The organism is Niallia sp. FSL K6-0212 (genome assembly GCF_038007605.1).
Taxonomy (GTDB): domain Bacteria; phylum Bacillota; class Bacilli; order Bacillales; family Cytobacillaceae; genus Niallia; species Niallia circulans.
This window is the reverse complement of record NZ_JBBOXL010000001.1, coordinates 4,501,677-4,527,253: the sequence shown is the minus strand read 5'-3', so window position 1 is coordinate 4,527,253 and position 25,577 is coordinate 4,501,677. Positions and strand designations below refer to the sequence as shown.

Sequence of the window (25,577 nt, the reverse complement as noted above, 5' to 3'; positions counted from 1 at the left end):
CCTTTATCTCCTTGCTGGAGAAAATTTGATGAACGTAATCAATTACTATTATCTTGCCGATTAAGATATACCTTACTGCGAATCAATTCATCCATAGCCTTTCCTATAAACATCTCTTCTTCTTTGTTAAAAGCACTAGGAAATAAGTAAGGATTTGGCTCCTCAAAAGAACCTTCATTATTTTCGAGCTGTTTTCTCGCTACATCATCTAATAGTGGTTCTACTTTAGGTTTCATAACAGATATCATCTCTTCGATGTGTGCAAGAACGTTAGTATCATTAGGTGCCTTTCCTTCTTGAATAAATCGTTTCATTTTACCAGTCCATGTGGCCATTTCCTTTTCTAATTCAAGTTGCACCGTATGCGAGTGTAGCTTATTATGCACCGAATCGGACGAATGTTCACTAATCCAACGATTTCGAGCCTCCTCATTTTTCAAAGCATGAATGAGTACAAGCAACGAATCGTGATTGATGGGTTCGGGTCCGGAAACGATACTTTGAACGCGGGTAATGGCTTGTAAAACCGTTTCAATCTGTTTTCGCTTTTCTTCCAGCATCTGTGCCTGATTGACCAGTGTCATTGCTAAATTTTGCTCCGGTTGCTTAAGATATTCTGAAATTTCTCCAAGTGACAAATCCAAAAACTTTAGTATTAATATTTTTTGAAGCTGAGCGATGGAATTGTTGTTATAGATTCGATGTCCATGTTCTGTGTATCCAGAAGGTTTCAATAGCTCCATCTGATCATAGTGACGCAGTGTTCGTTCAGTGACTCCAGTTAGCTTTGCAAATTCTCCAATAGAGTAATTTTTCTCCATTGACATTTGTTATCACTCCCTTTCATATTGAACTTTAACACTTGACGTTACGTCAAAAGCAAGGGCTTTTTTAATTTTAATTTTATTATTAGGAAAATTTAAATTAATGATTGTCTGTTTATTACCAAATCTGATACATTAGCTGCCAGTAATTACAACATCCAACTAGTTTTTTTATAATACATTGCAACTTTTTTCGAATTTATCATTATTCTTGTTTTTTTTCATTAAAAATAGTTAATATACCTTGTCGTCCCCCTAACATCATTTCTTTTAACTTAGGCTTAAATTCTAATGCATGAGACACAGCATTAATTTCTGGTAATAAGACTAATCACCATGACCAACCAATGATTTCAGTTTACTTTAAAATAATAAAAAACATAGTAAAAAAGATACCAAATAGTAAATCTTCTAATTGCCAAACTTCACCAAATCACTTACAATAAAAGGTATAAATGACCATATTTGGAGGTATTTATGAAAACAAAACAATTTACAATAGGTTATAATTGGGTTGTAACAATCCACGAAGAATATTCCTTATTCAAAGATTTAGCCAATGAATTTAAATACTCAGTTGTTGACTCAGATAATGAAACAATTACTATCTTTACAGTTTCTAATTCTCATGTAGATTTTGAACACACATCTTATAATCTACATCCTGTAGTTGGTTTCGATGACCAACGTACCATTGAAATCAAACATAAACCTTATGAAGAAGAATAAGGCATTGTGCCTTATTTTTTTGTATAAAAAAGACCTCACCAGTTAAGTGAAATCTCTAAAACTTTTGTTTTGGTAGTTTTTTTAATATATATAAAGTGATGTGCCTATTATGAGTAAAAAGAATCAAATTTTAGTTGCTATATTACTTATTATGATGTTAGTTTATTTTATTTGGGGAATGTTATTACCAACCTCTAGCTTATGGCTCAAAATTTTTAATTTATTAATCATGATTGGTTGGGGAATATTATTTTTTCGCATATGGAAAAGTAAACAAAAAGAATAACAAGATTATTTACTTTTCATTTTATTTTTATCTGCATAGGCAGGTTGTTTTAAAAGAAATATATCTAGTAAAATATTCTTCCACCTTTAACATATAAATTACCCATAAAATTTTGTTTAAAGGCTGTTCAGCTGATGAGATTATTAAAGTTCTAAAAATTTAATTTTGAAGAGAGATGATTCACATGGAAAGTTTATTGCAAAAGATTAATTTATTAAATTTAGTTACTGATATAACAGATTATAAGAATTTTATAGTAGCTGAAATCAATGATCATGTTTTGAGAATTGCTGTAATTGATGGTGAATTTCATTGGCATGAACATGACACTGACGAATTATTTATGGTTCTAGAGGGAGAACTCATAATCGACTTAGAAAACAATAAGACTATTAAATTACTACCTGGTGAAATTTTTAATGTACCAGCACATACACAACATAGAACCCGGTCTAATGGTAGAACTGTGAATCTCTGTTTCGAGAAAAAAGATAATGATATAAATGGATCCACTTATTAAGTGCCAATACCTTGATGCAGCTTGAATCAAAAAACGTATGCTCATCCAGATTCCAATATCATAAGCCGATTTCTTTTAGGGAGAATCGGCTTATTCTAACTAAAAATTTTTGAGGTATATTTTTGAATTATCTTTTACTGTTTTGCCATAGCTAAAAAAATAATGATGACAAAAATAATTACAAATACAATTATGATAATATTTAAGCGCTATTTTGAATTAATATTCTTTAAGAACCAAAGGCTTTTTGACTTTTATAATTTTTCTTTATCAGCTTGGTTTGGAAAGGGAAAAGCTGGAGAGATTATGATTGAATATAATTTTCTTTATAATAAAAATTCCATACCATGAATTTTCCATTTTCTAAGAACAGGAGATAAGACCCAAAAAAAGAACTTGAAAAAGACAAATTTGAATGTTGCTACCAGCAAAAATAGAACGTGTTTTCCTTGTCCTCATTCTACAAAAATTCCGCTTGCAATCAGATACTTCCTCAAGTTTTTGGCTCGAAGCCTTGTGAACATACTGCACAATGAAACACATTATTTCTTCCATTTGAACAGCAGGCAGAAATAACAAAAAACCCTAAAAAAGCGAGTGGAATATCCATTTTTTCAAAAAAAGGTTTACAAGATTGGCATTCGAGGATATAATTACCAATGTGAGAACAAAAAAATCGAAGGAGGTTGAATAAAATGATCAGAATTTTACCAGAATTAAACAATGTAGTACTAATTGAATATTTAACGTACACGAATTCAACCGCTTCGGAATGGGATTATTTATCTTAGTTTTCATTTAACTAAAAATATCCAACCGCAGGGTAGTCGTGTCCTGCGGTTTTATTATGCCCTTTTTAAGCCGCAGATCAGTCTATTTGCGGTTTTTTTGTGCACTCACAAGAAAAAAATTCCATTTATGGAAAAATTTAAAGTTAGGAGTAAAAAAGATGACATTAAATCTAATTTTTTTAACAGTTACGTTTAAGAAAAAGCAATATACAAATGCAGAATTTTTACAAGAAATTGAAATGGAAAAGAGAATAGAAGAAAATCGCAGAAAACTACATGAAATGGGCTATAGGTTGTAAAACATTCACGTTTAGGAGGTGAAGACATGACCTTAAATATTTTCTTTATTACCATAACTATAAATAGGAAAAGACCGACGGAAGAAGAACAAAATCATTTACAAAAAATCGAGCAAATATTCGAAGAAACGAAAACAAAGCAAATTCGTTCTGGATATTTTTCGAATTTCCATTACTAATAATAATAGGAGGTAATAACTATGATAATAAATATGCTGTTTTTTACCATTACCGTTCATCCCAAAAAGATGACAGCAGAAGAAATTACTCATCAGCAAATGATTGAAGAAATCATGGAAGAAAATAGAAGAAAACAATATTCAATAATACGTTTCTAAGAAAAATAGAAAAAATATAAATTAAGGAGAGGTGGATAAAAATGTTTTTAATTATTTTACAGAGTCGACAATCAATCTTATGGGCGGATAAAGATACAGACTAACGTAGGAAAAGAAATGTAATGTAACAAGTTCACAAAACAGAAGTTCACCAGAAAGAAGAATACCGAAAAGAACAAGCAGTGGGAAATAGAAAGCCACACTACTTGTTCTTTTCTTATTTTTTTAAATAGCGATACTCTAATAATCGATTTAAATCATTCATTTGCTCTAGTAATTTTTGCCCTACATTTGTTTCAAGTACCTTTTTTCGTTTTAATTCTCTGTCTACTACTCTTTTTACCGATAAGACATCGGTACCATTTTCTAACACATCTTCTTTTGAAGTAAAGCGCTTATGGGCAACCAATTGCATGCCATAGGAATTATATAATAAGGTGTAACCGGCAATTCCTGTTTTGGATTGATAGGCTTTGGAAAATCCTCCATCTATCACAATCATTTTTCCATTCGCTTTAATTGGGTTTTCTCCATTAATTTCCGCAACAGGTGTATGACCATTTATAATATGCCCCTGATCAGGATTTAAATCAAATTCCTCCAAAATATGGCGGCATACCTCTTCGTTTTCCCGTAAGGAGTAGTAAGGATTCTTTTTTTCTTTATGTGTTTCTTTTTCTTTAATAAAATATCGTTCAAATGTAGTCATATCTTTTTTGCCAAATAACGAGGAATTTTCCCCAGTCCATAAATACCAAACTAAATCTGTTGCAAAGTCATCGGTTATTTCAGGATGATTAAAGCTATAACGCAAATAATATTCAAAAAGATCAAATAATTCTTTTCCTCGATAATCTTTCCCGTCAATACACATCGATTTCATTGTTCCATCTTCATTTAATGGAATACAACCATGGATTAATAAATTGCTATTATATCTTAAATATAAACTCCCCTTATTTATAAGAAAATGAATATGTTTTGCTAGTTTCTCAGAATGTTGAATCGAAAAAAGCAATTTATTGATTACTTGCTCCTCTTCTTCTAAGAGGAGAGATGGATCTTTCGGATCGATTGTATTAAAACAGGTATTTTCTAGTGAATAAATTCTGCCATTTAAATCAATGGTATTATTCTCATAATCGATTTTTTCTAGAAGCAGGCGGTGGTGCATTTGAAAATCAGGTCGTCTTTTAATAATAGGCATTTCAAGTTTAAATTGAATAATAGAAATAGCTTGATGAATTTTTGTGATTTGTAAAATATTTTCGTCTGTATTTTCTTTGGCATTCATTTTTGGACGAAAAGCTTTATTATCTTTATAATACTTATTTGCTAAGTTTAAGAGCGGACGTAAATTTATCCCATAGGCATCCTCGATAATATCTAAATTATCATATCTAGCACATATCCGAATAATATTAGCAAGACAGACTTTAGATCCTGCATATGCACCAATCCATAGAACATCATGATTCCCCCATTGAATATCCACGGAATGATAATCCATTAATGTATCGATGATTTTATCAGGGTATGGCCCCCGGTCGTATATATCACCAACAACATGCAAATGATCGACAACCAGTCTTTGAATAGTATAGGAAAGTCCGATAATTAGTTTATTAGCTTGTCCCAGTGTAATAATTCTGTTAATAATGCTTGAATAATAATCTGTTTTATTATTTAATTCATTTTTTTCATATAATAATTCTTCAATAATATAAACAAACTGTTGTGGTAATGCTTTTCGAACTTTTGAATTGGTATACTTGGAGGATGCATAAGAAACTAAGCGAATCATTCGTTCAATTGTATCCGCATACCATTGATCCAGTTCTTTTGTATGAACAAATGAATTCACTACTCTTTTCAATTTTTCTTCTGGATAATAAACCAAAGTGGCGAATTCATCGATTTCAGCACTGGAAAGCTCTTCTTTAAATAAATCGCGAATTTTTTCTTTCACATTTCCTGAACCATTTCTTAACACATGTTGAAAAGCGTGAAACTCACCATGCAAATCGCTGACAAAATGCTCCGTTCCCTTAGGAAGATTTAATATTGCGTCCAGATTAATGATTTCTGTTACTACTTTTTCTTCCGAATCATATTTTTCTGTAAGCAAATCTAAATATTTCGTATCCATTTGGTCCACCCCCGAGTAATAGAAAAAAAGTTATTAATATATGTATTATACAAGGTAATAAAGAGAATTTAATAAGATTTTAATAATAAATGGAAAATAATGCATAGCTTCGTATCGAACAAGGAGATCTTCTATGTTCAGCCTGTGAATTACTAGCAGCAAATAGCACCTTTACAGCCTGCCTTTTTATCGTAGAAAGGTATTTCCTGCTGATACCCACTATATGCAGACTATAAACCAAAATAAAATATATTTTCCAAAGTTTATTGTCGTTTGGACGTGCAAAACCTACTCTCTTTTCACATAGTAATGAAGTATAGGCAAATGTCCTTGAATGTGGAGGTGGAAAAATGTCTGGAATCTTATTGTCAATTGGGGCTTTACTCAAAGAATTAGTTTTTCTTGTGTCCTATGTAAAGAATAATGCATTTCCCCAACCATTATCAGCGAGTGATGAAAAAAAATATTTACGATTGATGGCTGAAGGAGATTCGCATGCAAGAAATATGTTAATAGAGCATAATTTACGCTTAGTTGCTCATATTGTAAAAAAATTCGAAAATACAGGTGAAGATTCTGAGGATCTAATTTCGATTGGAACCATTGGACTAATAAAAGGGATAGAAAGCTTTTCTGAAGGAAAAGGAACAAAATTAGCTACTTATGCTGCCCGATGTATTGAGAATGAAAACTTCATTACAGTAGGGGAGGGCGAGTTAATTGTTTAATAAGCACCCATTATGTGTATTAGAAACAATATAACTATTTTAACTCATTTTAAGTAATATATAATAATAAAAATCTTTTACTTTTTATAAAGCAATATAGATTATTATTAAAATTTATATTAATTTATAAGTCAATTACTAATGCAATGGTTCTAGAAAAGTAGTAAAATTGTTTTATATCGTAAGAATGAAAACGTACGTTCTTAAGAGGTGATAAATTTATGAATGAGAATTAAACTAAAAAGTTTATTAATTAAATAAGGAGGGAGAAATTTGTGCATTTTGAAATGAAACTACATGATGAATATTTTGAGCTTGTAAGAAAGAAAATAAAAAAATATGAAATTCGACTTAATGATGAAAAAAGAAGAAAAATAAAAAAAGGCGACATTATTAAATTTAGAAATTATTCCTTTCCAAATCAATATATTTCTGTAGTAGTAAAGGATATGAGATGTTTTAATTCTTTTAGAGACATATTTAATCAAATGTCATTATACTCAATAGGTTTTTTAGATGAAACAATAAATAGTTCATTAGATAAAATTTATAAGATATACAATAAAGAAGATGAAAAATTATTAGGAGTTATTTTATTGGAAATTGATCCTATAATAGTGAAAAGTGAAAATAATAAGGAATATCATATAAATTTGTAAAAGGTCGACAGTTTGGAAAATCTAACTATCGACCTTTTATTTTATATATACACAAATGATTGAGGGGCAGCACTTACTCCATATTCCATTAAGTTCTTTGGTTCTGGGTAAACAGTTACATTTTTTAATTGATAAGCGACTGCCTTTTGTTTATCTTGGTAATATTTTTCATAAAACTTTTTATCTATTCCTGAATAAATAGATGTTAATTTCCAAAGTTTTTCAGGTGTATCAATTAGAATATCTTCTACTTCAGCTTCACCTACTACTTGTGAAACTGGTGAAGTAGAGTATATTATAATTTTTTCAGGAGGAATTTTTGCTTTTACCTTCCTAAATTCAAAGCGTTTTTCCCCACTTATTATTTTCTCCACATGATGTGGATGAATAGATAATATAATCTTACTCATAAGCTACTATCTCCAATTTAGATATTATATGAAAATATCTTTTTTATTAAATTTTGCTTCCTTTAATACCATATCAAATTGTTCTTCAGTTATCTTCTTAGAAGGATAATCTCGATTTGATATAAGTATACCACTTTCGAGTAGAAAATTTCTAATAGGTCTAACTTTAAAGGAGTATACGTCAAAGAATTTTAATATATTTACAGTTTTATTTTTAGCTAATTTATCTTTAATTTCTTTTTGAGTCAGAACAGTTCGTTTTGAGACAAGCTCATTTACTTTTTCATATGAGCTAATTCTTTTATGGCCTTCTGATACTATTCCAAAACCAGTTAAAGTAGCAGCATATTTTGCAGGTCTATTATCACCTGCAGGTTTTGCTCTATAATATATAATAATATCACCTGGTTGGGGACTAATTCGGTAATTTCCTATGTAAGTTTTTTGAATAGCATTTGCAGCTGTAATATCACTCGTAAACTCGTTAGGATTTTCTTCCCTAATAATTGAGTCCGGTATTAATTTTGTATGATATAGAGTATCAATTGCTAACATATAGTAGTTTCTTTCTAAAGTACTTGAAATGTAAGGATAATTCTTTAAGCTTGGTTCTTCTTCAATAATTGTTTTCATCTTTCTAATATAAACTAATTCATCTGTATCTTTATTATTTGTATATAACTCAAAACCAAATAGTTCCATAAAGTTAATTAGTAATTTTTGTTCATCTCTTTTGGGAAAAATGGTCACATATATTTCTTCAACATCATTTATTATGGCATGCTCTAAAATAATTCTAAAGAAGCGTTCACCTAAATAACGCCCATTTAAAGTAATTTTGAAAGTGCCAACTTTTAAACGTTTAGCTGGGGAAAGAGGTTTAATAAACTGTGAATAATCCTCATCAGTGTGCTCAACTTTCATATATAAAAATGCTTGAATACCCGCGTCATTATTAACTACAAAAGCAGTTTCCTTCCCTTTTTTGGAGAACCAACTGCTGAATTCAGGATAATCAGTTTTTAATGTATCAAAGAACATATCATCTAGATCTATCTCAGAAAATTTTCTTTGCTTAACACTTAATACATCATATGACTTTAACTCCATAGTTATATACCTCCTTTGATCTGATTGAGAATAGTATCAGTATCAATTGGTTGTTTTTTATCTGTTTCAAGAGATATTATTGGGATGTCTAATTGACTGGCAATATATGTCGCATGACTTTTTTCTGACTCTTGAAACAATAATATTTCTTCTATAGTAATATTATTGTTTGTATCTCGACTTATTAACCTTTCTACTATAATACGAGGATTAGCTGTGCAAAGAATAATGGATTTTATATTTAAATCTTCAAATGTTTGTTTAGGTAATTTAGTAATTTTATTGTTTTTATCTAACAGGGTGAAATGTCCATCTAATAAGATAGTCTCATCCTCAGAATAAAAGTGTTTAATACCATCTATTAAAGCATTTTGATTTAACACTATATTTTCCACTCTTTTTTGTGAATCCCAATTTGTTTCTGCAAATCTTTTTATGATATTACTAGAACTATCAAAGGGGTAATTTAGAGTCTTTGCTAATTCTTTTCCTAATGTCGTCTTTCCTGTGCCATGAATACCTGCAATAAATATAGTACGTATCATTTTATGTCCTTCCTTTTATTATTTATTAGTAGTTCGCAATATAAAATCCCTTATGTTCCATTATTCTAAAAGCTCTAAACTCCACAATCTCTCTTTTATCTGTACAAACCCATCTACCTTATGTTGATAAATCAACTCTAACCGATAGTGTGCAAATTCCTCTGTCACAAGGAAGTGATCCGCAATGTCAGAAATCAGGATTGGTTCATTGATGGCTGTTTTGTATAATTCCTTTAAGAATTTATTCGGCATAAGCAAATAGGCAGCCATCCTTTTCGCCTGGTGTTCTTGTTTGTTGCGAATATACTCATCAGTTAATAGCTGTGAAGAATAGTGGGAATAGCAATGACAAAATTCTTCTGCAAGAAGAAGTCTTTTTTCAATAGGGTCAAGCTCTGGCCGAATGAAGATGGTGCCGCGTCTACCCACAGAGTCAGGAATAGCGTAGGATTTTAGATGTTTGATAGACTCATAATCAAAATTAGGGTCAAAGAAGTTAACGTCTAATGGTTTGATATTGACTCCATATCGCCAGCAAATATCGTACATATCAATTTCATCTGGTTGCAGGTAGTTAAAATGCGAAAGGACTATATTTGCTTATCTGTGTTTGTCTTGATTTGTTGGATTGTCTAACTCCTATAGTAGATGTTTTCATAGATTTCAATTAATTTTGGAAGGAGGTTGAAGGACTATTTTGAAAAGAAAAGAATATAGACCTATTTTCCTGTAAATCCAAAATTAGTACTTAATTACCATATGGATGTTAAAAATATACACGATTACAAGTAATCGTGTTATTCATCATCTAATTCTCCAAATCCATTTCCCTTTTTCTCATCATCATCTTCTTTTAGAAACATATCTCTAGCTTTTTGTAACCTGATAAGCTCTTTTATTTTCTTTTCTGGATCTTTAGCAAGGTCATGGAAAAGGATAGGGTGCTTCTTCAGTTCTTCGAAAATTTTATATTCTTCTTCACTAAGGTTAATCTGCTGACCTGAGATGGTTATATTGTTATGTCCTGAAATAAGATAGTCTGTAGATACATCAAAAAATTTAGCAATTTTTACTAGTGTATCGTAATCTGGTTGTCTTTTATTAATTTCATAATGTGCATAAGTTCCTCGGGTAACACCGATTTTTTCTGCTAATTCTTCTTGTGTTAATTTGCGACTAGCACGTAGAACTTTTAATCTATCACCTAACATATTTTTATCTCCATTTCAGTCCTTATAAAAATGATTATACTGTAGCAAATAGCTACAAAAAATAATTGTTGCGAAAAAGTACAAAAAACACTTAGATGTAGCAAATAGCTACTTAATTATAAAAATATAAAGTGGCGAAACGCTATAAAACGTAAAGGAGTTGAGAGGATGGAAGCTAGAAAATGGCTTCTTGAAAAAAGAAATAATGCGAATCTTACTTAAGAAGAAGTTGCAATATAAAAGCAAATATCAAGAGACTTTACTATTCTCAAATCTAATTAGGTGTTAGATGACCGAGTGTAAAAGTAGCAAAGGAAATAGCAACAATTATTGAATTTGATTGGGTTCTTTTTTTTGATACCGATTGCAGTGTAAAGAAACATGAATCTAACTCGGGATAGAAAGTGAAACATTTCCTGTTCTAATTGGAGATACTCTCAATCTTTAAGCCAAATTGCAATAAAGGAAGTGGAAAATTACTCTAGTTTGTTAAACGTTAGTAAAGAAAGATGGTACCAAAGTGAAAGTAACTTCATAGTTTCTTGGATGAATCAAGTTCAAAACAGAGTGGATACTAAGACACTTAAAGAAAAGTATCCAGAAGTTTATGAGAACGTGTTGAAACCTTCTTCCTTTCGTAAATTTGCAGTGAAGGAGGCTAAATAATGGCTACTAACCAAGCGCTAAAGAACCAGTTAGCGAATAAACAAAGTGGAACACCACAGCAAGTATCAGTACAAAATTTAGGGTTAAAATCGTTACTAAATACACCGACCATGCAAAAGAAATTTGAACAAGTTCTTTCAAAAAAAGCACCACAGTTTATGGCTTCCATTCTCAACTTATATAACGGAGATCCAGGGCTTCAAGCTGCAGAACCAATGTCTATTATCTCGAGTGCAATGGTTGCTGCATCATTAGACTTACCAGTGGACAAGAACCTCGGTTATGCATGGATTGTTCCTTTCTACGACTCAAAAAAAGGAGTGAAAGCAGCACAGTTTCAATTAGGATACAAAGGCTATATCCAATTGGCCCTTAGAACAGGTCAATATAAGAATATTAACGTTAGTCCTATATATGAAGGTGAGTTAAAGAGTTGGAACAGAATTACGGAGGAACTGAAGCTAGACCTAGACGGAAAGGCTAGTGAAAAGGTAATTGGTTATTGCGGTTTTTTTAAACTAACAAACGGTTTTGAAAAGACAGTCTATTGGACAAGAGATGAAGTAGAAGCTCATCGTATTAAGCACAATAAGATGAAGGATAAGAAGGCTATGAATAACGTATGGAAGTCTGATTATGATGCAATGGCCATGAAAACGGTAGTGAGAAATATGCTAAGTAAATGGGGAATTCTTTCTGTTGAAATGCAGAAGGCTGTTTCAGAAGACGAAAATGAAGAACGTGAATTAAAGGATATTACCGATGAAGTAGATGAACCAACAATAAATGATAATGAAAACATTATTGATTATGAAGTAGATAATGAATCAAAAGAAGAAAAGCCTAGTTTTGATCAAGGAAGTATTGATTTTAAATGATAGGTAATAAAGTTCCTTATCGTGTGCTCTTGCCAGAAAGACTGTTTAAAGAAGCGCAGGATAGGGACCATTTAAAGATATTTGTCCTACTGTATATGCGACATTATCCAGAATATGTTGTGAAATCTGTTAGAGATGGTTTTGCGATATGTTATAGGAGATAGGAGGGGGTAAACAACATGAACTACATAAAGGAGCTTAATGCATTCTATGATTGGCTGGAAATAAATAAACTGTCGCCATCAGCAATTAATTTATGGTATGCGTTGATGCACATAAATAATAAGGCTGGATGGGCAGAAACATTTACGGTGGCAGAATCGGTGTTATGCGTTAAGACAGGTTTAACTGATCGTACCCTTCGAAAAGTAAGAAATGAACTGAAGCAAAAAAACAGAATTGAATTTACTTCCAGAAAGGGAGGGAAGGCTCCTATTTATAGAGTTGTTTCCTTCTTCTCTACGGAAAATAATTCCGCGGATAGTTCCGCATTAAATAAAAGAAAAGAAACTAAACCAAACGAAACAAATACATCTGCTGCTACTAAGCGTTCCAATTATTTTGATGAATACATGATCTGTTTTAGTGGACAACCTTCACCTATTCAGATTCAAGAGATAAATAGTTTCATAGACCAAGATGGTCTTCAAGAAGAAGTTGTGTGCTTAGCATTCAGGAAAGCATCTGAGATTGGGGCCAAGTACCCTTATGCCAGGTCTATCTTAAACAGCTGGTCTAAAAGGGAATAAGAACGGTTGCAGCTGTTCAAAAAGAACAACACGATTTTGAAGCTATGCGCCAGAAGAAACAAACCAATCAGCGCGCTCCCATTCGCAAAGAAATAGTACCAGATTGGATTGGCAAAAATAACGCACCTGAAGAAAAAAACATTAGAGGTTGCTGAGTTTTTAAAACGGAAGCGAGAATTAGAAGAGCGAATAAAAGCGTTATAGAGGACCTGAAAGGAGTAATCAAATGGCTAAAAGTAAGTACGGTAATAAAAAGACTGTGGTTGATGGAATAACCTTTGACAGCCAAGCAGAAGCGACGTATTACATACAGCTTAAATGGTTATTACAAGCAAAACAAATCAAGTCTTTTAAATGCCAACCTAGATTTCTTCTTCAGGAAGCATATATCAAACCAGATGGAACGAAAGTACGGAAGATTGAATATGTAGCAGATTTTGAGATTCATAACTTGGATGGATCCGTGGAAGTAATCGACATCAAAGGAGCAGAAACAAAAGAGTTTTTGCTTAAGAAAAAGATTTATGAATACAAGTTCGATATTCCACTAAAGGTGCTGGCTTATGAGGAATCATTGGGCTTTATTGAGCTAGATAAACTAAAAAAACTAAGAAAGGGTGCTGTTAGTGGCAAGAAGAGTCGTAGTAACAAAAGCAGTCAGTCTCGATTGCGAAGTATTACAAGTCCTAACAGTATACGAGGAAGGATTAGGCAAACAAGAAGTACGTAAGGAAAATCCGTATAGCAAGCAACATGGGGTGCTATACCCAAGAGGTAAAAGATATGAATACAAGTGAAATGATTCAAGGAATATGCGTGGATACTGCCAATACAACAGTACTAATAGAGGGCCAAACATACTTTTTATTTCCTAATGGTCCTAACTACTTTTATGTATCGGTATTCCCAGATAGTAAAGCGCATAAGGGCTGTTACCAATCAAGGTGTTTTCAAATCATAAAAAAGATTAAAGAAGAATGGCCATCAGAACCGAAAGGACCATGTTTGGTAAGTGATTATGACAAAGAGAAGGTCTATAAAGCACAGCTGGTATGGAGGAAGCCAGGATATAGAGGAACGGAGCTAAAAGAGTATTTTATTCGTTTGAAAGTGGAGTATCCAGAACAGAAATTAAAGATTAATTTGGTGGATAGCTGCTACTTCTATGATCAATACGAAAACGGACAATTCGAAGGTTTTAGAGGATGTTTTCCACTCCATTGGTTTGGAGAGATGGAGGAAGTACTAGACACGTATAACCAAGTGTTTAGTGAGAAGGAGCAAATAGTTGTCACAGAACCAGTTATAAATGGATATGAACAGTTATCCCTATTTGATTAAAAGAAGAGGGATTAATAGAATAAGAGACTTTAAAAGTCTCTTAAAGATAGAACAGGTGTTCGTGATATACCTATTATACATCTTTGAGAGGAGAAAAGAAAATGAGTTTAAAAGAAAACACTATTTATCAAATGGATTGCTTAGAAGGAATGAAGTCTATTCCTGATAATTCAATCGATCTTATTCTATGTGATCTTCCTTACGGAACGACACAATGTAATTGGGATAGCGTTATTCCGTTTGAACCACTTTGGGAACAATACAAAAGGGTAATTAAGGAAAATGGTGCTATCGTTCTTACGGCGAGTCAACCGTTTACTACAGCATTAATTGCATCAAATATGAAGTGGTTTAGATACGAGTGGATTTGGAAGAAAGGTAATCATATAACAGGATTTCAAAATGCAAACCGTATGCCATTGAAAAATCATGAAAATGTATGTGTATTTTATAAAAAATTACCAACTTATCATCCACAGGGCTTAATACCAATACAAGCTAAGAAAGTGAAAAAGAGTCCTAAAATGAAAGTTTTGGGCGAACGAAATGCAACATTAACAAAATCACATTATGTAAGATATAAGAACTTTCCTAAGAGCATTTTGGATTTCCCAAGAGATAGTAAAACCTTTCATCCCACTCAAAAGCCTTTATCACTATTTGAGTACATCGTTAAAACATACACAGATGAAGGGGAAATAGTTTTGGATAATTGCATGGGTGGATTTACAACGGCGGTAGCTTGTGACAATACAAATAGAAGATGGATAGGGTTTGAATTACAGAAAGAATATTGCGAGGTTGGGTTAGAACGCATCAATGAAAATAGAAAAAATCTGGGATTACCTATGGTAAAGATAGAAACACATATTTAATGATGGAGGCATATCAAGTGATTTTACCACTTGATATGCTTTGGAAAATACAGAGGATAAAGAAATAATATGAAATTCTAATATGATAAGCAGTTTATTTATTGCCCAGGATGCAAAACATTTGTTGCACCAAGTAAATTTCCGTCAGGATCTTGAAAACTAAAACCCCCATAGCCGTGGTTGGGATCAATATTTAATGTACCGACAAGTACGTCTTGCTCTTTAAGCCAACTATGAAACTCAGCTAATGAGGAAGTGAAAAAATCAATGATGCTATGTACATTTTCTGTATGTGTATTTTTGAAAGATAGGTTGTTTAACTTCTCTGTTTCTACTAAGTAGATTGTAGGTACCCCTTTAGATTCAAATGTAAGCATAGCAGTAACACTATCTTGATAATGAATTTTTACGTCAAAGATAGCTAAATACCAATCTAGTGATTTTTTTAGATTTGAAACTGGAATTTCCAAGGTTGCAACATGTGGTGTGAATTTACCCATTATAAGACCTCCTAAAATTAATCGTTATTTAATTATTAGCTAAGAAGATAAAATTTCCTTTATTTTATTCAAATAATATAAAAGTTTAATGACCATACGAAACTTATCCGCAGAAAGGAATGGTGAAGGAAAATGGTAATGCATCATTTGAAAATACAGCCAGAATATTTCGATTCGGTTTCAAAAGAAACCAAAAGCTTTGAGATAAGAAAAAATGACCGTAATTATAAGGTGGGAGATGTATTGCTACTTCAAGAATATCTCCCTTCTGAAGCGAAGTTTACAGGTAGAGTACTTGATAGGAAGATCACTTATATTACTGATTATGTACAACAAGAAGGTTATGTTGTGATGGGAATTAAATAAGATTACAAAGTCAAGAAGAGAAAATATAAACTACAGGATTACCCAACAAACAAGATTAACAGATAAATAAATTTAGGGAAGTGATCCTCATGAGACTTAAAGAATTAGAGATAAATACTAGTACAATGCGCCTGGAAATTGATATAATGGAACAAAAAGGAAGCTTTGCCATTGTTGTGTGTGATGGACGAGCTAAATTTACTCAGCTGCCGGAACATGGAGAGACGAAGATTGTTACATATCAAGGTAAAGTTAAAAGGGTTAAGTTTGATGAAGGAGAAGATTTTTAAATTTTTTATTCATTTTTTATGTTGGGGTGTTTTTTTCTTAATTTGGAGCAAGACTCAAATTAAAGTAATTGAGTTACTTTTTACAAACATGTCTATAATTATATTTGTTATTATTTATATAATACCTTGGTCTGAAAAATATTTTAAAAAGGAAATAAAGAGAGAAAAATCAGAAAAATATACAACATTGTACGATTGGACAGAAAACTTAGATGGTGGAGAGAATTATATTCGCCATTTATTTAAGGAAGAAGGTTCAAAAAGTATACCGGTAAATATGAATAAAATTGAGGAAGCGATATTAAGTGAAACAAGTACAAGTAATAGAATAAAAGATTTAAGGTCAATGAGAGCCTATTTTAAAGCATATAAAGATAGGCAATCTGAGAAAGTTTATTATAAAACAGTTGGAGCAACCATATTAAGTTTTATTATTTTTATTATACAAGCGTTAATACAAGGAAGGATAAAAAACGATTATTTATTAACTCTTTTAAATATTAACTATATATGGGGAGGAATAATGTCTTTTCTCTGTATAGCAATTTATTATTTTTTTCTTTCACATCGGGGTGAAAATAGAATAAATCTAATTTTAAATGTTTTAGATGAAAATATTGATGAAGAAAAAGATTTGAGGAAAAGTAATAAGGGATAAGTTTGAGGAGGGGGGGGAAGATTTTTGAAACAAAGAATATTGGATATAGACATGGACTTTTTTTTGGATGATATAGCACACTGGGTTTCTGATAATGAGAGATTAAATGATGAGGATTATAAACCTTGGAGAGAAAACGAGTTTAGAAATTTTCTTGAAAATAAATGTTTATTAAATAAAGAAAATCCGATAAAAGGGAGAATAATAACAAATCATAATGAGGCATTCTTTTTTTGGGATGAACTAATACAATTAAGTAAATTAAAAAAGCCTTTTGCAGTTACACATATTGATGCTCATTCAGACACAGGTCTAGGAGATGCGGGTTATGTCTATATCATGAAAGACTTAATCAATTACCCTATAGAAGAAAGAAGGGGAATTTTAGATATTCAAAAAGTGCAAATGGGTAACTATTTATCTTATGCTCTAGCTTGTGGGTGGATCAAAAACGTAGAGTTTGTATTACATTCGTTATGGGACAATGATATTTTGGAAATGCATGTTAAAAACTTTGATACCAAAGAAAACTTTTTCCAATTTAAAGCATATGATCGTAAAATTGATGTAGGTTTGGCCTTGCCAGCAATAGTTGATGGACGAATTAAACCTATAAGCACTGACAATGAAATCCCTTTTAAACTAACTCCATGGAAAAACTTTGAAACTACTAAAAAATTTGATTATCTGGTGTTTTGTCAATCGCCAGGATACACTCCTAAATCTGCAGATTACATGTTGGATATTATAAAAGAGTATATAATTGAAATATAAAAATATATTGTTCTACCAGCCAACTGGAGGGCACTGAACAAGCGGTTAACACTGTTTCGTTTAGTGTCCTTATTAAATGTGTATTTAGGTAATTAGAAATAGGTAAAAAGGACTTAATCTGGTAAAATAGAAAGTAATAAGTATTTCTAGGATGAAAAATTTAAAACTAAATTAATATATTAGAGAGAGTGACCTTATTGAAGGAGATTGAGTTAAAGGAACGTGAAATATGGAATAGTATTTTGAAAATAGAAACAAATTCAGAAAAGTTATTGATAAATAAACTTATTGATAATAGTAGAATACATCAAATAAAAGATGATTTCATAAAAGAATACGAGCTTAAAGTTTGGGAGTACCAAACGGATATATTAACTGATATATATATAAATCCTAATAAAATTATTGGTACTAGACATTCTAGGTACAACAACAAAAATTTATATGAAGTATTAGAGGAATTAAAGCGTGCAGATATTAATATATACAATTATATAATTAATCCAGACTATTATGTGAATATGAACTCAAGGATTGATAAAACAAAATTGTATATAGCATATAAAAAACATGAGGATAGATATTATATATGTGGAGATGGAAATCATCGCTTTTTCTTATCAAAAATCTTAAACTTAGATAAGATTTTTGTAAATGAAGTTTATGTTTATGAAGAAGATTTGCAATTAAAGTCTTTGTTAGAGGAACTAAAGGAATTGGGATTCGATTATCATATTACAGAAAACGAAATTGAAAGCGAAATAGAAATAAATTCTTCTTATGTCTCAATTTTTTTAACAGGAGAAATTAAGAACAATCTTTCTGGTTTTATTTCAAGCTATAAAAATCTTAGTATTTCAAGCCTAAGTGAAAGAATTTATAAGATTAGTGAATTCCTATCACCTGAATACGAAAATAAATACGAGTATTCTAACGATATTATTAAGAATGCAATACATAAGAATTTTTTAAGGTTAATTAATCATAAAAGAAAAAATACTTTGTAAGATGTCAATTATAATTAAAAGTATGATTAGGTGTTGGCTGTTTATCAGAATTATATTTTTTTATAGATTAAGAAATTATATTTACAGGTGAAGGATAAGATAAATTTATAATTAGGAGGGATCTATTGGTTAAATATTTACCGCTATTTTCAGCATTCATTGGAGCAATAGTTGCGCAAGTTTTATCTCATTGGTTTTCATTGAAAAGAGAAAAGGAGAAAGAAGCCAAAACTATATATCAAGAAATAATTGCTCCTAACTTATATGAAATTCTCTCTTTACTAGAAACACAAATAAAAATCCCCTATAAAAAAGGATATGTCGTTGAGAAAAAAATAGATATACAAAATATAATAACGAATATCTCAATCAAAATAAGCTATGGAAATTCAAAACTGATGAGCTCTGTATTGAAGCATAACAGTTTAGTAGCGGTTTTTGATGAGAAAGAAAAGGAAATAGAAGCTAGTCGATTAAGTATTTGTTTTTTTTTCTTGGATTATTCCTTAGATATACTAAAGTCATCAAAAATAGAGGATGATGTGATATATTCTTATATAAAAAGTAGTCAAAAATTATATGGAATTTGGACTTTGTTAACAGATATTTTTGGTTTAGAACAATCAACTAGAATAATGCATAATAGTAAATTATGGAGTAAAAGATTTCTTAATAACTATACTTGTGAAGTTTTAGAAGGCTTAATTTTAGCTAATGATATTAATTCCGAAGATTTATCTTTTCTTATAAGTGTATTAAAGGATGAAACTTTAGAAATTACAACTGACAATGAGATTATTGATATACTTGATAAATACTTATTGTATTAATAATAAATTCTACCAGTCAACTGGAGGACACTGAACAAGCGGTTAGCACCGTTTCGTTTGGTGTCCTTTTTTATTTATCCATAAGAGGTGATAATGATGAATCCACTATTAAAAACACAGCTTAAAGAATGGGAAAAACAACATCTTAAGACTCAATCACCTAAGAAAAAATCAGTTGCAAAAAAGGAAGAAGATCTTTCACATAGAGACTTAGAAGAGCTAATGGGCATGGGAAAGCCAACATATAGAAGACATAATGGTGCATTAAGACAAAGGGGGTAATTATGAATGGAGATAAATATCGCAGAATTAATTAGGGATTACCGAATGATGAAAAGAGAAATTGAAAGGCTACAAAGAATTATTTATGGGAAATCTGTACCTATACGATCCTGGGTAGTGGCTCAATATGGGGTTGAAGCAACATTACCTCATGGAAGTTCTGGCAAGAGCAAAGAAGAATTGAGGGACATGGATATTCGAGAACAAAAGCAAATAATGAGATTGCAAGAATATCAATGAAAAGTGTTTGCTATTGAGAGCGCTGGAGATTTCTTAGACAAAGAAATACTGAAAATTGTTTATGATTGTATGCTAAGCGGAATGACTCGGCAGCAAATAGCGGTATATTTAGAGATTTCTAGAGATTCTGTAGTTAAATTAAGAGCTGAAATTAAGGCGCAAATCGGCACAAATACGACTTTTTCCAAACTTTTGCATGGTGAAAAATCGGCAGTGTAAAATGGAAGGTAGGACGGGGAGGCTGTTAATAAGCTGCTTCCTCTAATTTCGTTAGAGAGCATTACCTTCGGTAAAGTAAAAAGAACAACCACTTTTCCATAATTACCCGATATAACATTTGGAGTTGTTTTATGGAAAAAATTGATTTTAGTCCTGTCGGGGATACCGTTAATGGAATGGCTATCCAAATTGGAATAGTGATGTTTACTGGAGCAATAGCATTTATTTTAGTTTATATCTTATTGAAGTTAATAAGAGTACCGAAGCCGTTAGCTAACTTTCTTGCAATTGCAGCATTATTGGCTGGTTTGTATTATTCTTTTACGACAAATTATTTATCGTGGGTACAAAGTTTGGTTAGATAAATGAAGGGAAATATCTCCTTTTGTCGAATGGATAAAGGAGGGGGGGAATTACTATGATAGAAAAAAAACATTTAAATATAGCGAATTTTAATTGTACATTTGGAAAAGAACATGAACCCTTACTAAATCATTTTGAAGATATAATATTACCAGCCTTTCGAGATGGGATAGTATATAAAAATAAACGGAATGATAATGATTACTTGTTTGAAGGTGTAGAGTTAAGTATTAAGAATGGTGTTTTTGTTTTAATGGGATTGTTCGTTAAGAAAACGCACCTTGATATTAAAACAAGGTATGATGAGAATGGTGTTTTAGTAACCACTAATGATAAGATTCCTTCAGATCCTTTTTCATATTTTATTATAAATTTGAAGAACCATAGGATGGCCTTAGTGAAAAATCAAAAGGGTAGTCCTACTGTTAGCGATTTTGATAGAACAGCTTCTTTTATTTTAAAGACATTTGTGAATAATCATAATGCAAGTGTAGATAAAAATGAAAAAAAACTTCCAAGACCTAATTTGAATGTAGTAACAATTCCTTATGAAGGAAAGATTGAGGAAGAATTAAAGAAAGTAAAAAAAATTGAGAAAGCTGTACTTAGATTTTATCCACTTAATGGAGATATATCACCTAATGGTTTATTTAATGAATTAAGAGAAATGTTATATGAAGTGGATAGTAAAACCGGAAATGCACAATTCAATAATCCTAAAAACCATAAAAAAATGGGTGATATCTTAAAAGATACAAAAGGAACAGTAAAACCTACACTCAAGGTCATATATGGTAACGGTGCAGCAAGGACATTACGTGATAAGGATTTTAGTGAAAGTACCCAAATTGATATTGATGATAACTTACCGTTTCATGAGAATGCGGATATAATTTCTAGTAAAGTTATAAATCAACAAGAATATAATGATACGAGTGAAGAGAATAATAATATTTATAGTAAGTTTTTTTCAAAATTGGAGAGCCTTTTCAATAATAAATAGGAGGCTATCATGAATGGTAATAAAGGAAAGTTAATTAAATCTATAGATAATATCATGAAGGATGATACGTCATTAAAATTATTTTTAAAAAGTATATATAGTTTAAAACCTTCTTTAAAAAGAATTCTGTGGTTAACTATACTTTTTATAATAATATACAATTTCTACTCATTATTTCTTGTTAAGAACATTGATGGGATTACATCTACGATAGAAATAATAAATAACGTGTATATTATAATCATTCCGATATTTGCTATTATAATAACTGGATATGCAATATTTCAGGCTCTAACAAATGGTAGAACTTTAATGGCTTTAATGAGAGCAAACGAAAATGATAGAAGTAAATTTCAAGAATATAATTATTTTTTCTTTTCTATTTCAATTCTGTACTTAACAATTATTATAATAAATTTTCTACTTAGTATTATTTTAGGTAATTTGCCTGAAGGGTGGTATTTTGTATATTTCAATAAGGAACTAAATAATAAGTTATTTTCTGTTTTTGTGAGTATTTATATAGTTTTTATAGTAAATGCGCTTATTGAAATGAAATCATTTATATACAATTTGTACCAGTTGTTTTCAAGTCATGCTATAGCAAGTGCTATAGAACAACTTAAAAAAAATGATGAGTAAACACCATATATTGGACTTACCCCTGTCAAGTAGACAGCTTTAAAAAGACTAAGCAGCCATCTGGTGTCGATATTCTATCGGTGCCAGGTGGTTGAGTCGTTTTTGGAAGCGTTGGAAGTTATAGAAATAGATGTATTGTTCAACAGCTTGTCTCACTGCTACTTCCGAATTATCGTGTAACAGATACAAACACTCACTTTTAAAGTGAGAAAAGAATGACTCTATACAAGCATTATCGTGGCGGTTTCCTTTACGAGAATGACTGCCTATCATGCCAAGTTGTTCTACTGTTTGATGATATTTAATTGATGTGTATTGAAAGCCTTGGTCGGAGTGAATGATGCTTCGATACACATTTCTTTTTGCCGTCAATTCCTGTAGCGTATCCATGACTAGTTCTAAATCGTTACGTTCGCTAATCTTCCAAGCAACAATTTCGTTGTTATATAAATCTTGCACAGCCGATAAGTAGAGAAAACCACCTTTCGTTGGTAGATACGTAATATCTGTCACGAGTACCTCATTTTCTACACGCTCTTTAAATTGACGCTCTAACACATTATCAAATACACGCGATATACGATTTCCCCATACTCTACGCTTTTTACGGATAATCGATTGAATACCCAGCTCAGTCATTAACCGATAAACTTTCTTATGATTTACATGAAATCCTTTATCTCGTAAAGCGATTTTCATACGGGGGTAACCATACATTTTATGCGTTTGATGAATCGCTAAAATGTGCTCCTTTAAAAGGATATCATCCTGTTTACGTAATGATACCTTGCCATTTTTGAGCCACTTATAATAGCCTGAACGTTCTACTTTTGCCATTTCAGTGAGCGAAGTAATTGGATAACAATCTTTCATTTCTTCGATAATGTGATAACGATTGGGAAAGTAGGCATTCCTCCGTTTACAGATTTGGATACTGCTTTTTTAGGTATTCAACCTGAGCCTTATAATAATCACGTTCTTCTTCGACATGCTTAAAATGAATTCTTTTACCTTTTAGTGGATTCTTCACACCTTTTGCGCCAGAACCTACCGATGGTAGACGTTCAAAGGCTTCAATTGAGCCTACTTCTTTGAATTTCTTAACCCAAGCCTTCACTTGAGAAACATTACGAATTTCATAACAATTCGCAATTTTTTGCATACTCTCATTGCCTGTTAAATAGGCTTGTACAATTTCTAATTTCAAATCACTTGAATACGTATTATTTTTTCTAGACATAGAAAAATCCCCTTTAAGTAAATGTTTATCTACAGCGTACTGTAGTTTTTTTAACATTGTCTACTTAAAGGGGATAATATCATATTAGGTGTTTATTTTTCTTCAAAGCAAAGTTGGAGGTAGCAGGTGAATGTAATATGGCGAGAGCAAGAGATCCAAACAGAGATAAAGCGTATAATTTATGGAAAGAACGCAACGGAGAAATAACAAATAGAGAGATAGCAAATCAACTCGATATAGACGAGAAGAAAGTAGCTGTCTGGAAGTCTCGGGATAAATGGGGACAAGATAAAAAAGACAATGTTGTACAACAAAAAAAGAATAAAACAAAGAATGTTGTACAACAAAAGAATAACAAACAGCAAAAGCAGCAGAGAAAACAGAATAGTGAAGAACAAGAACCTTTGATTGAGTCGGATGAACTGACAGACAAACAAAGGCTTTTTTGTATTTATCACCTTAAATACTTTAATGCTACTAAGGCATATCAGAAGGCTTATGGTTGTGCTTATTCGACTGCAATGGTAGAAGGGCACCGTCATCTAAGAAATCCTAAGATTGCAAAAGAAATAGATAGAATAAAAGAAGAACAGATGAATGACTTGAAATTAGGTGCTAAAGATGTACTTCAAAAATACATTGATATAGCTTTCGCAGATGTAACAGACTTTGCAAAATTCGGTAAGAAAGAAGTCCAAGCGATGGGAGCCTTTGGTCCTTTGGAAGATGAAGATGGCAATCCAATCATGGTAGAAGCGATCTACGTAGATTTTATTGATTCATAGGAAATTGATGGAACCATTATAACCGAAGTGAAAAAAGATAAAGATGGAGTATCCGTTAAACTTGCAGATAAAATGAAAGCTTTAGAGATGTTATCTAAGTACTTTGATTTGTTATCGGAGAATGATAAGAAACGTTTACAGGAAGAAAAGCTTAAAGCAGAGATTGAAAAGGTTAGACTGGAAACAAAGATTGATAATGTTGATTCATCTACAACGGTTATCGTAACAAACGAGGATGAAATGAGGAAGGTATTAGAAGATGAATCTAATTAAGATAACCGACCTCATCAATAAGAACTTCTACTCCTTATGGTTAGCCGAACAATCTCATATAATTGCAAAAGGTGGACGTTCTTCCATGAAATCGTCTGTAATTAGCTTAAAGCTTGTTATAGATTTTTTAAATGATCCATTAGGCAATGTTGTATGTTTAAGAAAAGTCGGTAAGTATCTATCGACTTCTATTTATGAGCAAATAAAATGGGCCATTTATATGCTAAAAGTAGAAGAGGAATTTTACTTTGGTAAGAGTCCATTAATGATAAAACATAAGGCAACAAATACAGCCTTTTACTTCTATGGCTGTGATGATCCAATGAAACTAAAGTCAGCAAAGATTGCTAAAAGGTTATGTAATGGCATTGTGGTTTGAAGAAGCTGCAGAATTTGCTGGTGTTGAAGATATAGATATTGTAGAAGATACATTCATCCGTCAAGAGATTGAAGAAAAAGAGGTAAAGGTATATTTCTCTTATAACCCACCTAGAAATCCGTATAGCTGGATTATTAAAGGTTAGATGGAAAGTCTTCTGATGATGATTATTTTATCCATCATTCAACATATCTCGATGATGCAAAAGGTTTCCTATCTGCCCAGATGATTAGGAAAATCGAGAAGTACAAAGAAAATGATTATGATTACTGGCGCTGGATGTACAACGGAGAAGTAATAGGTTTAGGCGAAATGGTATACAATATGAACCATTTCAATAATATGTGAAAATTCTTAAGGTGTAGTTACAAATATCACATAATAAGTAATAAAAATGCAAACAGACGAAATTTATTCATATATACTCTAGGATTTTTCCAGAACATGAGAAATTATTTACTAATTAAGGAGGAATGAGGAATGATTTTTTTAAGGATATAGAACATTAGTAGAAAATATATTTATTTTGAAGTTAAATCCAAGTATCAAAAATGAAAACCTTATTTATCCAAAACAAATAATCCGCATAAAGTAATGGGGATGGAGTTTCTATAATGT

General features: G+C 31.4%; 33 protein-coding genes and 3 pseudogenes. 26 read left to right on the top strand and 10 right to left on the bottom strand.

Annotation, left to right across the window (positions count from 1 at the left end):
• Positions 1-38: 38 nt before the first annotated feature.
• The gene (locus tag MHH96_RS21950) at positions 39-827 is read right to left on the bottom strand and encodes a MerR family transcriptional regulator (RefSeq protein WP_047944044.1); all 789 of its coding nucleotides are present in this window, start codon (positions 825-827) and stop codon (positions 39-41) included.
• A gap of 474 nt (positions 828-1,301) precedes the next feature.
• Here MHH96_RS21950 and MHH96_RS21945 point away from each other — a divergent pair, with 474 nt between their 5' ends.
• The 5 genes from MHH96_RS21945 (at position 1,302) to MHH96_RS21925 (ending at position 3,787) form a co-directional block, all read left to right on the top strand.
• Positions 1,302-1,553, top strand: a complete 252-nt coding sequence (locus MHH96_RS21945; RefSeq protein WP_061800755.1) for a hypothetical protein — start codon at positions 1,302-1,304, stop codon at positions 1,551-1,553.
• A 482-nt stretch (positions 1,554-2,035) separates the two neighbouring features.
• A complete protein-coding gene (locus tag MHH96_RS21940) occupies positions 2,036-2,359 on the top strand; it encodes a cupin domain-containing protein (RefSeq protein WP_047944105.1) in 324 nt (107 codons plus the stop codon).
• 949 nt (positions 2,360-3,308) lie between these two features.
• Positions 3,309-3,449 carry a YrzI family small protein gene (locus tag MHH96_RS21935; protein WP_095258117.1) on the top strand — a complete coding sequence of 47 codons (141 nt, stop codon included), beginning with the start codon at positions 3,309-3,311 and terminating at the stop codon, positions 3,447-3,449.
• Positions 3,450-3,475: 26 nt separating this feature from the next.
• The gene (locus tag MHH96_RS21930) at positions 3,476-3,628 is read left to right on the top strand and encodes a YrzI family small protein (protein ID WP_082138420.1); all 153 of its coding nucleotides are present in this window, start codon (positions 3,476-3,478) and stop codon (positions 3,626-3,628) included.
• Between the two features lie 21 nt (positions 3,629-3,649).
• On the top strand, positions 3,650-3,787 hold the full coding sequence (locus MHH96_RS21925) for a YrzI family small protein (protein ID WP_082138421.1): 138 nt from the start codon (positions 3,650-3,652) through the stop codon (positions 3,785-3,787).
• Positions 3,788-4,004: 217 nt separating this feature from the next.
• On the opposite strand, the gene MHH96_RS21920 is transcribed toward MHH96_RS21925, so the two are convergent.
• Positions 4,005-5,936: a fructose-bisphosphatase class III gene (locus tag MHH96_RS21920; protein ID WP_047944050.1), complete on the bottom strand. Its 1,932-nt coding sequence runs from the start codon at positions 5,934-5,936 to the stop codon at positions 4,005-4,007.
• Between the two features lie 350 nt (positions 5,937-6,286).
• Between MHH96_RS21920 and MHH96_RS21915 the strand changes: the two are divergent.
• Positions 6,287-6,625, top strand: a pseudogene (locus MHH96_RS21915) (sigma factor); the annotation flags it as partial.
• Between the two features lie 314 nt (positions 6,626-6,939).
• Positions 6,940-7,323, top strand: a complete 384-nt coding sequence (locus MHH96_RS21910; protein WP_341118020.1) for an ASCH domain-containing protein — start codon at positions 6,940-6,942, stop codon at positions 7,321-7,323.
• A gap of 41 nt (positions 7,324-7,364) precedes the next feature.
• Here the strand turns inward: MHH96_RS21910 and MHH96_RS21905 are convergent, their stop codons facing one another.
• The 5 genes from MHH96_RS21905 to MHH96_RS21885 form a co-directional block, all read right to left on the bottom strand.
• Positions 7,365-7,733, bottom strand: coding sequence for an ASCH domain-containing protein (locus tag MHH96_RS21905; protein WP_341118019.1), 369 nt, complete (start codon positions 7,731-7,733; stop codon positions 7,365-7,367).
• Positions 7,734-7,757: 24 nt separating this feature from the next.
• On the bottom strand, positions 7,758-8,843 hold the full coding sequence (locus MHH96_RS21900) for a hypothetical protein (protein WP_341118018.1): 1,086 nt from the start codon (positions 8,841-8,843) through the stop codon (positions 7,758-7,760).
• A gap of 2 nt (positions 8,844-8,845) precedes the next feature.
• Positions 8,846-9,388 (bottom strand): ATP-binding protein, encoded by a 543-nt coding sequence (locus tag MHH96_RS21895; protein ID WP_341118017.1) that lies wholly within the window; start codon positions 9,386-9,388, stop codon positions 8,846-8,848.
• Between the two features lie 60 nt (positions 9,389-9,448).
• Positions 9,449-9,937 carry an ImmA/IrrE family metallo-endopeptidase gene (locus tag MHH96_RS21890; RefSeq protein ID WP_341118016.1) on the bottom strand — a complete coding sequence of 163 codons (489 nt, stop codon included), beginning with the start codon at positions 9,935-9,937 and terminating at the stop codon, positions 9,449-9,451.
• 248 nt (positions 9,938-10,185) lie between these two features.
• Complete coding sequence (locus MHH96_RS21885; protein WP_341118015.1) at positions 10,186-10,599, bottom strand: helix-turn-helix domain-containing protein; 414 nt, start codon at positions 10,597-10,599, stop codon at positions 10,186-10,188.
• Between the two features lie 665 nt (positions 10,600-11,264).
• Between MHH96_RS21885 and MHH96_RS21880 the strand changes: the two genes are divergently transcribed.
• The 5 genes from MHH96_RS21880 to MHH96_RS21860 all read left to right on the top strand — a co-directional run bounded on the left by MHH96_RS21880 (position 11,265) and on the right by MHH96_RS21860 (position 15,108).
• Positions 11,265-12,143, top strand: coding sequence for a recombinase RecT (locus tag MHH96_RS21880; RefSeq protein WP_095259024.1), 879 nt, complete (start codon positions 11,265-11,267; stop codon positions 12,141-12,143).
• Positions 12,144-12,322: 179 nt separating this feature from the next.
• On the top strand, positions 12,323-12,892 hold the full coding sequence (locus MHH96_RS21875) for a DnaD domain protein (RefSeq protein ID WP_341118014.1): 570 nt from the start codon (positions 12,323-12,325) through the stop codon (positions 12,890-12,892).
• Positions 12,893-13,118: 226 nt separating this feature from the next.
• Positions 13,119-13,622, top strand: coding sequence for a DUF1064 domain-containing protein (locus MHH96_RS21870; protein WP_341118013.1), 504 nt, complete (start codon positions 13,119-13,121; stop codon positions 13,620-13,622).
• Positions 13,623-13,675: 53 nt separating this feature from the next.
• On the top strand, positions 13,676-14,233 hold the full coding sequence (locus tag MHH96_RS21865; RefSeq protein ID WP_341118012.1) for a hypothetical protein: 558 nt from the start codon (positions 13,676-13,678) through the stop codon (positions 14,231-14,233).
• Between the two features lie 101 nt (positions 14,234-14,334).
• Positions 14,335-15,108 (top strand): DNA-methyltransferase, encoded by a 774-nt coding sequence (locus MHH96_RS21860; protein ID WP_341118011.1) that lies wholly within the window; start codon positions 14,335-14,337, stop codon positions 15,106-15,108.
• Between the two features lie 98 nt (positions 15,109-15,206).
• On the opposite strand, the gene MHH96_RS21855 is transcribed toward MHH96_RS21860, so the two are convergent.
• Positions 15,207-15,608, bottom strand: a complete 402-nt coding sequence (locus MHH96_RS21855) for a VOC family protein (protein WP_172867332.1) — start codon at positions 15,606-15,608, stop codon at positions 15,207-15,209.
• Between the two features lie 138 nt (positions 15,609-15,746).
• Between MHH96_RS21855 and MHH96_RS21850 the strand changes: the two genes are divergently transcribed.
• From MHH96_RS21850 to MHH96_RS21795, 12 genes are all read left to right on the top strand, one after another.
• On the top strand, positions 15,747-15,974 hold the full coding sequence (locus tag MHH96_RS21850) for an ASCH/PUA domain-containing protein (protein ID WP_445669002.1): 228 nt from the start codon (positions 15,747-15,749) through the stop codon (positions 15,972-15,974).
• Between the two features lie 89 nt (positions 15,975-16,063).
• Positions 16,064-16,264 (top strand): XtrA/YqaO family protein, encoded by a 201-nt coding sequence (locus MHH96_RS21845; protein WP_341118009.1) that lies wholly within the window; start codon positions 16,064-16,066, stop codon positions 16,262-16,264.
• Positions 16,206-16,922 (top strand): hypothetical protein, encoded by a 717-nt coding sequence (locus tag MHH96_RS21840; protein WP_341118008.1) that lies wholly within the window; start codon positions 16,206-16,208, stop codon positions 16,920-16,922. Before MHH96_RS21845 ends, MHH96_RS21840 begins: the two co-directional genes overlap by 59 nt.
• 24 nt (positions 16,923-16,946) lie before the next feature.
• The gene (locus tag MHH96_RS21835; protein WP_341118006.1) at positions 16,947-17,696 is read left to right on the top strand and encodes a UPF0489 family protein; all 750 of its coding nucleotides are present in this window, start codon (positions 16,947-16,949) and stop codon (positions 17,694-17,696) included.
• A 197-nt stretch (positions 17,697-17,893) separates the two neighbouring features.
• A complete protein-coding gene (locus MHH96_RS21830; protein ID WP_341118005.1) occupies positions 17,894-18,703 on the top strand; it encodes a hypothetical protein in 810 nt (269 codons plus the stop codon).
• A gap of 125 nt (positions 18,704-18,828) precedes the next feature.
• Positions 18,829-19,533, top strand: coding sequence for a hypothetical protein (locus tag MHH96_RS21825; protein ID WP_341118004.1), 705 nt, complete (start codon positions 18,829-18,831; stop codon positions 19,531-19,533).
• 93 nt (positions 19,534-19,626) lie between these two features.
• The gene (locus MHH96_RS21820) at positions 19,627-19,815 is read left to right on the top strand and encodes a hypothetical protein (protein ID WP_445669001.1); all 189 of its coding nucleotides are present in this window, start codon (positions 19,627-19,629) and stop codon (positions 19,813-19,815) included.
• A 6-nt stretch (positions 19,816-19,821) separates the two neighbouring features.
• Entirely contained in the window at positions 19,822-20,055 is a 234-nt protein-coding gene (locus tag MHH96_RS21815; RefSeq protein ID WP_341118003.1) for a hypothetical protein, read from the top strand.
• Between the two features lie 3 nt (positions 20,056-20,058).
• Positions 20,059-20,274 (top strand): hypothetical protein, encoded by a 216-nt coding sequence (locus MHH96_RS21810; RefSeq protein WP_341118002.1) that lies wholly within the window; start codon positions 20,059-20,061, stop codon positions 20,272-20,274.
• A gap of 131 nt (positions 20,275-20,405) precedes the next feature.
• Positions 20,406-20,639: a hypothetical protein gene (locus MHH96_RS21805; RefSeq protein ID WP_341118001.1), complete on the top strand. Its 234-nt coding sequence runs from the start codon at positions 20,406-20,408 to the stop codon at positions 20,637-20,639.
• 53 nt (positions 20,640-20,692) lie between these two features.
• Positions 20,693-21,640, top strand: coding sequence for a hypothetical protein (locus MHH96_RS21800; protein ID WP_341117999.1), 948 nt, complete (start codon positions 20,693-20,695; stop codon positions 21,638-21,640).
• 9 nt (positions 21,641-21,649) lie between these two features.
• Positions 21,650-22,282 (top strand): hypothetical protein, encoded by a 633-nt coding sequence (locus MHH96_RS21795; RefSeq protein ID WP_341117998.1) that lies wholly within the window; start codon positions 21,650-21,652, stop codon positions 22,280-22,282.
• 48 nt (positions 22,283-22,330) lie between these two features.
• Here MHH96_RS21795 and MHH96_RS21790 read toward each other — a convergent pair whose 3' ends face one another.
• Complete coding sequence (locus MHH96_RS21790) at positions 22,331-23,119, bottom strand: IS3 family transposase (protein WP_445669012.1); 789 nt, start codon at positions 23,117-23,119, stop codon at positions 22,331-22,333.
• A gap of 82 nt (positions 23,120-23,201) precedes the next feature.
• The gene (locus tag MHH96_RS21785) at positions 23,202-23,522 is read right to left on the bottom strand and encodes a transposase (RefSeq protein WP_341117997.1); all 321 of its coding nucleotides are present in this window, start codon (positions 23,520-23,522) and stop codon (positions 23,202-23,204) included.
• A gap of 137 nt (positions 23,523-23,659) precedes the next feature.
• Here MHH96_RS21785 and MHH96_RS21780 point away from each other — a divergent pair.
• Both MHH96_RS21780 and MHH96_RS21775 read left to right on the top strand, forming a co-directional pair.
• Positions 23,660-24,580: pseudogene (locus MHH96_RS21780) on the top strand (terminase small subunit).
• Positions 24,567-25,304 (top strand): annotated as a pseudogene (locus tag MHH96_RS21775) (PBSX family phage terminase large subunit); the annotation flags it as partial. The pseudogenes MHH96_RS21780 and MHH96_RS21775, both read left to right, overlap by 14 nt.
• Positions 25,305-25,577: the final 273 nt, after the last annotated feature.